Raw genomic sequence first — 7,894 nt, forward strand, 5'->3', positions numbered from 1 at the left:
GTGTATAAGAGACAGACCACCAGGGCTGGACGGTCACCGTCCACGAACGCGCCGCCGCGCTCGAACCCGTGGGCGCCGGCGGGGACCTTGGCCTGGGCGTAGGCGTAGACCCGGCCGTCGTGCAGCGGGACCGTGCCCCAGATCATGCCGCGCCCCCAGGTCTCGTGGGCGGGGAAGGGCTCGGCGGGGCGGGGCACGACGACGCGCCAGACCGTGAAGCCGGCGTACCGGGGGGCGGGGTGGCCGGGGAAGAGACGGGCGCGGGTCGCCGAGCGGATGCCGTCGGCCGCCACGACGAGGTCGGCCTCGGTCTCGCCGCCGGGGGTGGCCACGCGGGCGGGGCGGCCGGGGCCGCCCGGGTCGGCGAGGGTGGCCGGGCTGCCGGTGCGCAGGGCTCCCTCGGGCAGGCGGGAGGCGAGGAGGTCGACGAGGTCGGCGCGGTGGGTGACGATGACCGGGCCGCCGAAGCGCAGGGCCGCCGCCTCGTTGCTCGTACGGGAGAGCCAGCGGCCGCCGGGCAGGCGCAGCCCGCCGTCGGCCTGCCAGCCGGACAGGGCGCGGACGGCGTCCCCGGCGCCGAAGGTGTCGAGGGCGCGCAGAGCGTTGGCGGCGAGGGCGATGCCGGCGCCCACGGGTTCGAGCGCGGCGGCGCGTTCGTGGACGGTGACCGTCCAGCCCTGGTGGTGGAGGGCGGCCGCGGCGGTCAGGCCGCCGATTCCGCCGCCGATGACGACGGCACGGGGTGCGGGCATGGTCGTTCCTTTCGGCTACTACGCCTGTAGTGCACCTGCAGGCTACTACGGCCGTAGTGAATGTGCACTACTGCTGTAGTGCAGCGGTAGGTTGGGACCATGCCCGTCGAGAACTCCTCCGCGCCCTCGCCCCGCACCGCGCTCATTGCCGACACCGCCCTCACGCTGATCGCCGAGCGCGGCATGCGCGGGCTGACGCACCGCGCGGTGGACGAGGCGGCCGGACTGCCGCCCGGCTCGACCTCCAACCACGCCCGCACCCGCCTCGCCCTGCTGGAACTGGCGGTGCGGCAGCTCGCCCGGCGCGACGCGGAGATCCTCACCCCGGCGGAGTTCCCCGACCCGGCGGACGGGCTCGACGCGCTCGCGGACTCGATCGCGACCGTGCTGCGCCGGCTGCTGGTCCGCCGCCGGGAGCACACCGTCGCGCGCTTCGAGCTGGCGCTGGAGGCCTCGCGGCGGCCCGAGCTGCGGGCGATATACGACGCCGCGGGGCAGGGCTTCCGCGATCTGATGGCGGAGCTGATGGCGGCGGCCGGGTCCACCGAGCCGGAACGGCACGCGCTCTCCCTCGGCGCGTGGTCCGACGGCGTGCTGTTCACCTGCACCGCGGGGCCGTACCACGGCCGCGTGCCCACCAGGGAGGAGCTGCGCGAGAGGGCCGGAGAGCTGCTGCGCGGCATGCTCGCGTGAAGCGCCGGGACGCGAAAACCCGTGGCGGGCGCGGCGGCCCGGCGGGAGGATGACCGCCATGATCACCACTGACCGCAGCATGCCGCCCACCATCTCCGACGAGCGCACCGCCCTGGAGAGCTGGCTCGACTTCCACCGCGCCACCCTGGCCCTGAAGTGCGCCGGCCTTACGGAGGCGCAGCTGCGCGAGGCCTCGGCGGCCCCGTCGACGCTGACCCTCATGGGCCTGGTCCGGCACATGGCCGAGGTCGAGCGCAGCTGGTTCCGCCGCTGCCTCGCCCGCGAGGACGCCCCGCCGATCTACTACAGCGACGAGAACCCGGACGCGGACATCGACGTCAGCCCGGAGGACAGCTGGGAAGAGGCGTACGCCACCTGGCAGGCGGAGATCGCCGCGGCCCGGGAGGCGGTCCGCGGCCGGTCGCTGGACGACCTGGGCTTCGCGGCGCACCGCAACAAGGAGTTCGACCTCCGGTGGATCTACCTCCACATGATCGAGGAGTACGCGCGCCACAACGGCCACGCCGACCTCATCCGGGAGCGCATCGACGGCGCGACGGGAGCCTGAGCCGGGCCGCCGCACGCCTGATCGCACATCACCCGTGCGGGGAATACCCAACGGCGACGGACGCCCAGCAGAGTTGAGCGAGTGCATCGACTGCCCGCAGTGACGGCCCTGGCGGCGGTGGCGATGGCGACCGCCGGGTGCGTGTCCGTCTCCCAGCCGCCCGTCTCCCACTCCCCGCCCCGCCCGCCGGCCCACTCCCGGCCGGGCGACGCCGTGCAGGGCCCGGCCCGCGAGGGTCTGATCACCATCGGCCCGGACGGCTCGGAAGCCCCGCCGGGCTCCGCGCAGGATCCGCGCGCCGCCACGGCCGGGGGCGCCTCGGGGCCCGAGGGCGCGAGGACCCCGGCCCGCGGCTCCGGGCTCCGCGGCCACCGGGACGGGGCGGATCCCTACGGCTCCGGCGAACCCCCGGGGCCCTCCGACGAGGGAGCGGAGCCCTCGCGCTCCTCCGGCTTCCCGGGACTCTCGCACCCGCCGCGCAGGGCGGGCCGCTCCTGGGCCTCGCCGGACGGGCCCGCATCCCCGGACCTCGGCCCGTCCTTCCCCCGGAGCGAGGCCCCCGCCCCGCCGCCGGAGCAGCACACCGCCGATTCCCCTGCCGCGTCCGAATCCCGCCGGGAGGCTCCGTCTTCCGCGCAGGCCCCGCCGCCCGCGCAGGCGCCGCCGCCCGCGCCCGCGCCCCGGGCCCGTAACAACAACATCTGCGCCTTGGGCCGGCAGCACGGGCGCTGGCAGCAGGGCGGCGACGCCTCACGGATCTGCGACTCGGTGTACGGGCACTGACCCCCTTGGCCCGGGCCCGGTCAGAGGGCCGGGACGGACGCCAGGTCGGGGATCCGCCAGTCGATCGGCTCGTGGCCCTGGGCGGCAACGGCCTCGTTGATCTGGGTGAAGGGGCGGCTGCCGAAGAACTTCTTCGCGGACAGCGGCGAGGGGTGGGCGCCCTTGACGACCACGTGCCGGGACTCGTCGATCAGCGGCAGCTTCTTCTGGGCGTAGTTGCCCCAGAGCACGAAGACGGCCGGGTCGGGCCGGGAGGCCACGGCGCGGATGACCGCGTCGGTGAACTTCTCCCAGCCCTTGCCCTTGTGGGAGTTGGGCTCCCCGCCGCGGACCGTCAGCACGGCGTTGAGCAGCAGGACGCCCTGCTCGGCCCACGGCTGGAGGTAGCCGTTGTCCGGGACGTCGTAGCCGAGCTCCTCGCGCATCTCCTTGTAGATGTTGCGCAGGGAGGGCGGGGTCTTCACCCCGGGCCGCACCGAGAAGCACAGGCCGTGGCCCTGGCCCGCGCCGTGGTACGGGTCCTGGCCGAGGATGAGGACCTTCACCCGCTCGTACGGAGTGGCCTCCAGGGCTGCGAAGACCTCCCCGCGCGGCGGGTACACCGGCGCCTTCGTGCGCTCCTCCTCCACGAAGGCGGTGAGCTCCTTGAAGTAGGGCTTGTCCAGCTCCTCGGCGAGGACACCGTGCCAGGACTCGGGCAGCACGTCGGTGACGGTCACGTCAACAACCTCCGGGGTTCGTTCCGTTCTCGCCGGAGAACTTACCGGTGACCACTGACAACGGCCGACCCGAGGCCGCCGGGCCCGAAGGCCCGGGACCGGAGCGCTCAGAATCCCGCGTTGAGGAAGATCCCGCCGTCCACGACGAGGGTCTGCCCGGTGATCCACGCGGCCGCGTCCGAGAGCAGGAAGGCCGCCGCTCCCCCGATGTCCTCGGGGACTCCGAGACGCCCGAGCGGGTACGAGGCGACGACCTCCTCCTCGCGTCCCTCGTAGAGGGCCGCGGCGAACCGGGTCTTGACGACGGCCGGCGCGATGGCGTTGACGCGCACCCCGGGGGCGAACTCGTGCGCGAGCTGCAGCGTGAGGTTGACCATCGCCGCCTTGCTCATGCCGTACGCCCCGACGAACGGCGAGGCGGAGATCCCGGCCACCGACGCGATGTTGACGATCGCGCCGCCGTTGTCCTTCTGCCAGGCCCGCCACGTCTGCTGGGCGAAGCCGAGAGCGGAGATCACGTTGGTTTCGAAGACCTTGCGGGCGACGCCCAGGTCGAGCTCGGCCATGGGGCCGAAGACGGGGTTCGTCCCGGCGTTGTTGACCAGGTAGTCGATGCGCCCGAACTCCTCCATGGCGTGCTCGACGGCGGAGGCCTGGTGGGCCTCGTCGTGGGCCTTGCCCGCGATGCCGATCGCCCGGCCCGCGCCGAGCGACTCGACGGCGTCCTTGAGGGTGTCCTCGTTCCGGCCGGTGATCACGACGCGGTCGCCGCGCGCGACGAGCGCCTGCGCGATGCCGTAGCCGATGCCGCGGCTGGCGCCGGTGACGAGGGCGACCTTGCCGGTGTCCCCCTGCTGCTCCTGCTGCTCCTGCTGGTCCTGTGCTGCGGTCATCTCCGTGCTTCCTGTCAGTTGAGCGGTCCGCCGGCCACGTACAGGACCTGGCCCGAGACGAAGCCCGCCTGCTCACCGGTGAAGAAGGCGACGGCATGGGCGATGTCCTCGGGCTCGCCCACCCGCTGCACCGGGATCTGGGTCGCCGCGGCGGCCTTGAAGTCCTCGAAGCCCATGCCGAGGCGCTCCGCGGTGGCGGCCGTCATGTCGGTGGCGATGAACCCGGGGGCGACGGAGTTGGCCGTGATGCCGAACTTGCCGAGCTCCTTGGCGAGGGACTTCGTGAAGCCCTGCACGCCCGCCTTGGCGGCGGCGTAGTTCGCCTGGCCGCGGTTGCCGAGGGCGGAGCTGCTGGAGAGGTTGACGATGCGGCCGAAGCCCGCGTCCACCATGTGCTTCTGGCAGGCGCGCGACATCAGGAACGCGCCCCGCAGGTGCACGTTCATGACGGTGTCCCAGTCGCTCTCGTCCATCTTGAACAGCAGGTTGTCACGGGTCACGCCCGCGTTGTTGACGAGGATGAGCGGCGCGCCCAGTGCGGCGGCGATCCGGGTGACGGCGGCGTCCACCTGGGCGGCGTCGGAGACGTCGCAGCCGACGGCGAGCGCCTTGCCGCCCGCCGCCGTGATCCGCTCGACGGTGCCCGCGCAGGCCGCCTCGTCGAGGTCGAGGACGGCGACCGCGCGGCCTTCCTGCGCCAGCCGCACGGCGGTCGCGGCGCCGATGCCGCGGGCCGCGCCCGTCACGACGGCCACGCGCTGCTCGGGCTCAGGCATTCGGGGATCTCCTCACCTCGGGGGCGGCCCGCCTGTCCGGCCGCGGCCGGACAGGTGAGCAACCGCTTAGTAGCTTCGGCGGATCAGACGCTAGAAGCCCCGCCACCGGCTGTCAACGCCTTCCCGCCGGCCCCGCGGCGCCACCGCGCCCGGCCCCCACTCCCCGCGGGCGGGTTCACCGCACCAGCAGGTCCAGCAGCCGCTCGGGCTCCGCCTCCGGATCGGCCGTCAGACCGGCGTGCACGGGGCCGGGCTGGACGATCGTGCTGCGCGGGGCGATCAGCCAGCGGAAGCGGCGCCCGGGGTCGTCGCAGGCGGCCTGCCCGGCCCGCTCCCCGCCGAGGCACACGCCCTCGACGGCGCGCAGCGCGGCGCGCACGCCCGCCACGTCCGCGGCCGGGTCGAGGGCCAGCAGCCGCGCCTCGTCGAGGTGGACGCGGGCGGCCACGTACCCCTTCGCCTGGCAGTAGACGACGACCCCGGCGTTGATCTGCTCACCGCGCTCGACGCGGGGGACGACCCGCAGCAGTGCGTACTCGAAGACATCGCGTCCGTTGTGGCGCCCGGTCACTTCCCGGCCCTTCCGTCGAGCCTGACGCGCACCCACTCCGGGGCCTGCGAGGGCTTGTCCTTGCTGCGTTCGCCGACCGTGATCCGGTCGCCGATGCTCCCCGCCCGCTCCAGCAGCACCTCGACGTAGCGGCGGCGCACCGCGTCGGGGCCGTCGAAGCCCGGCTCGTCCGCGAGCCACTCGTCGGGCACGTCGGCGGCCGCCGCGGCGAGCAGGTCCTCGGTCACGCGCGGCGCGAGCTCGGCCGCGGCCCCGGCGATGTCGGGGGCGAAGGTCGCAAGGACGTGGTCGGAGGCGTCGTAGGGCTTGCCGGCGGCCGCGGCCGCACCCGGCCAGTTGTGGTGCCAGATCATGGTGGCGCCGTGGTCGATGAGCCACAGCTCGCCGTGCCACACGAGCAGGTTCGGGTTGCGCCAGGAGCGGTCCACGTTGTTGATGAGCGCGTCGAACCAGATCACGCGGCCGGCCTCGGCCGCGGAGACCTCGAAGGCGAGCGGGTCGAAGCCGAGGGCACCGGGCAGGAAGTCCATGGCGAGGTTGAGCCCGCCGCTGGCCTTCAGCAGCCCCTGCACCTCCTGGTCCGGCTCGCCGCGGCCGATGACCGGGTCGAGCTGGATGCGGGCCAGGTCCGGCACGCGCAGGCCGAGCGCGCGGCCGAGCTGCCCGCAGATGATCTCGGCGACCAGCGTCTTGCGGCCCTGGCCGGCACCGGTGAACTTCATGACGTACGTCCCGAGATCGTCGGCTTCGACGATGCCGGGGAGCGAGCCGCCCTCACGCAAGGGCGTGACGTATCGGACGGCTGTGACTTCGGGGAGCATTGCCCCAGGCTACTGGGGCCCTCCGGGCCGCCTTCGCACGCGGGTGGGCGCGGCATTGAACGCGGACGGCCCCGGTCCCGTACGACTCCCTGAACCTGCTCGGCTCTGCTCGACCAGAGGAGCGAACATGAATCACCTGTCACAGTCCGCGTCTACCGCGTCCGCCGCGTCCGCCGCATCCGCCCGGTCCGGGTCCGCCGCCTTCCGGGCGCCGCGGGGCTCGACCCGCCGCAGCGTCGTCGCGGCCGCGGGGGCCGCCGGTCTCGTCACCGTGCTCGCCGCGTGCGGCGGAGGGGACGACGGCGGGAGCGGCGGAGCGAAGGACAAGGAGAAGGAGGGCAACGAGGGCAAGGAGGAGAAGCCGGGCAAGGAGGGCATGGACGGCGGCGGCAAGGGCGGGGAGCTCGCGAAGGCCGCGGACATCCCGGAGGGCGGCGGCAAGGTCTTCCCCGACCGGAAGGTCGTGGTGACCCAGCCGGCGAAGGGCGAGTTCAAGGCCTTCTCGGCGGTCTGCACCCACCAGGGCTGTGTCGTGAAGGACGTCTCCGGGGGAACGATCAACTGCCCCTGTCACAACAGCAAGTTCGGCATCGCGGACGGGAGCGTCAAGGGCGGCCCGGCGCAGCGGCCGCTCGCGCAGGAGCAGGTGTCGGTCCGCGACGGTGCCGTGCACCTGGGGTGAGACCGGAGGTCAGCCGCGCCGGGGCGGGCGCCGCCAGCCGCGCAGGACGGCCTCGGCCGTGGTGACGGTGGCGACGAGCGCCAGGGTGTGGCTGACCATGGCCGCCGTGTACTCCGCGGGCACGCCGGCGATGGCGTCGGCGGGCACGACCGCGGTGTAGCCGAGGTTGACGGCGTCGAAGACGGTGTTGGGGACGGCCACGTTCGCCGAGACGCCGGTGACGACGAGGGTGCGGCAGCCGAGGTTGCGCAGCACGGGGTCCAGGCCGGTGCCCGCCAGGGGCGAGAGCCCGTGCAGCCGGCGGACGACGAGGTCGGCCTCGCCGACCGGGATCGGGTCGGCGACGCGCACGGCGTGGGTGCCGGCCAGCTGCTGTACGGGCAGCCGCTCGGCGGCGCGGAAGAGGCGGGCGTTGCGGCCGGCTCCGCGGCCGTCGGGGCGGCGCTCGGCGATGGCGTGCACGACCTGGACCCCGGCGTCGTGCGCGCCCTCCACGAGGCGGGCGACGGCGACGAGCGCGCCGGAGGTGCGGGCGGCGGTCGCGAGCTCGGGGAAGGCGCTGTCCGGGCCGACGACGCCGCGCTGGCACTCGACGGTGAGCAGCACGGTGGTGGCGGGGTCGAGCTGTTCGGCGGG

11 protein-coding genes are annotated in these 7,894 nt (G+C 74.3%); 4 read left to right on the forward strand and 7 right to left on the reverse strand.

Features of this window, described 5'->3' with window-relative positions; all coding sequences use genetic code 11:
• Positions 1-752, reverse strand: a 752-nt coding sequence (locus ACSNOH_RS31465) for an FAD-dependent monooxygenase (RefSeq protein ID WP_436724855.1), incomplete at its 3' end; no start/stop codon positions are given.
• A 99-nt stretch (positions 753-851) separates the two neighbouring features.
• On the opposite strand from ACSNOH_RS31465, the gene ACSNOH_RS31470 reads away from it, so the two are divergent.
• The 3 genes from ACSNOH_RS31470 to ACSNOH_RS31480 all read left to right on the forward strand — a co-directional run bounded on the left by ACSNOH_RS31470 (position 852) and on the right by ACSNOH_RS31480 (position 2,796).
• Positions 852-1,445 (forward strand): TetR/AcrR family transcriptional regulator, encoded by a 594-nt coding sequence (locus ACSNOH_RS31470; RefSeq protein WP_436724856.1) that lies wholly within the window; start codon positions 852-854, stop codon positions 1,443-1,445.
• A 61-nt stretch (positions 1,446-1,506) separates the two neighbouring features.
• Positions 1,507-2,013, forward strand: a complete 507-nt coding sequence (locus ACSNOH_RS31475) for a DinB family protein (RefSeq protein ID WP_436724865.1) — start codon at positions 1,507-1,509, stop codon at positions 2,011-2,013.
• An 81-nt stretch (positions 2,014-2,094) separates the two neighbouring features.
• Entirely contained in the window at positions 2,095-2,796 is a 702-nt protein-coding gene (locus tag ACSNOH_RS31480; RefSeq protein ID WP_436724857.1) for a hypothetical protein, read from the forward strand.
• Between the two features lie 20 nt (positions 2,797-2,816).
• Here the strand turns inward: ACSNOH_RS31480 and ACSNOH_RS31485 are convergent, their stop codons facing one another.
• From ACSNOH_RS31485 to ACSNOH_RS31505, 5 genes are all read right to left on the reverse strand, one after another.
• The gene (locus tag ACSNOH_RS31485; RefSeq protein ID WP_436724858.1) at positions 2,817-3,515 is read right to left on the reverse strand and encodes a uracil-DNA glycosylase; all 699 of its coding nucleotides are present in this window, start codon (positions 3,513-3,515) and stop codon (positions 2,817-2,819) included.
• Positions 3,516-3,622: 107 nt separating this feature from the next.
• Positions 3,623-4,408 carry an SDR family oxidoreductase gene (locus ACSNOH_RS31490; protein ID WP_436724859.1) on the reverse strand — a complete coding sequence of 262 codons (786 nt, stop codon included), beginning with the start codon at positions 4,406-4,408 and terminating at the stop codon, positions 3,623-3,625.
• 14 nt (positions 4,409-4,422) lie between these two features.
• Positions 4,423-5,184, reverse strand: coding sequence for a 3-oxoacyl-ACP reductase FabG (gene fabG / locus ACSNOH_RS31495; RefSeq protein WP_436724860.1), 762 nt, complete (start codon positions 5,182-5,184; stop codon positions 4,423-4,425).
• A 175-nt stretch (positions 5,185-5,359) separates the two neighbouring features.
• On the reverse strand, positions 5,360-5,755 hold the full coding sequence (locus tag ACSNOH_RS31500) for a DUF3037 domain-containing protein (protein WP_436724861.1): 396 nt from the start codon (positions 5,753-5,755) through the stop codon (positions 5,360-5,362).
• Positions 5,752-6,576 (reverse strand): HipA family kinase, encoded by an 825-nt coding sequence (locus tag ACSNOH_RS31505; protein ID WP_436724862.1) that lies wholly within the window; start codon positions 6,574-6,576, stop codon positions 5,752-5,754. Before ACSNOH_RS31505 ends, ACSNOH_RS31500 begins: the two co-directional genes overlap by 4 nt.
• 127 nt (positions 6,577-6,703) lie before the next feature.
• On the opposite strand from ACSNOH_RS31505, the gene ACSNOH_RS31510 reads away from it, so the two are divergent.
• Positions 6,704-7,258, forward strand: coding sequence for a Rieske (2Fe-2S) protein (locus ACSNOH_RS31510; RefSeq protein ID WP_436724863.1), 555 nt, complete (start codon positions 6,704-6,706; stop codon positions 7,256-7,258).
• Positions 7,259-7,267: 9 nt separating this feature from the next.
• Here ACSNOH_RS31510 and ACSNOH_RS31515 read toward each other — a convergent pair.
• A partial coding sequence (locus tag ACSNOH_RS31515) for a cysteine hydrolase family protein (RefSeq protein ID WP_436724864.1) occupies positions 7,268-7,894 on the reverse strand: 627 nt, incomplete at its 5' end.

It is taken from the genome of Streptomyces sp. URMC 127 (assembly GCF_051386535.1).
Taxonomy (GTDB): domain Bacteria; phylum Actinomycetota; class Actinomycetes; order Streptomycetales; family Streptomycetaceae; genus Streptomyces.

Excerpts from the sequence above, each read along its gene's own strand:
- ACSNOH_RS31470 (WP_436724856.1), top strand. The coding sequence starts at position 852 with ATGCCCGTCGAGAACTCCTCCGCGCCCTCGCCCCGCACCGCGCTCATT.
- ACSNOH_RS31490 (WP_436724859.1), bottom strand. The coding sequence starts at position 4,408 with ATGACCGCAGCACAGGACCAGCAGGAGCAGCAGGAGCAGCAGGGGGAC.
- fabG (WP_436724860.1), bottom strand. The coding sequence starts at position 5,184 with ATGCCTGAGCCCGAGCAGCGCGTGGCCGTCGTGACGGGCGCGGCCCGC.
- ACSNOH_RS31505 (WP_436724862.1), bottom strand. The coding sequence starts at position 6,576 with ATGCTCCCCGAAGTCACAGCCGTCCGATACGTCACGCCCTTGCGTGAG.
- ACSNOH_RS31510 (WP_436724863.1), top strand. The coding sequence starts at position 6,704 with ATGAATCACCTGTCACAGTCCGCGTCTACCGCGTCCGCCGCGTCCGCC.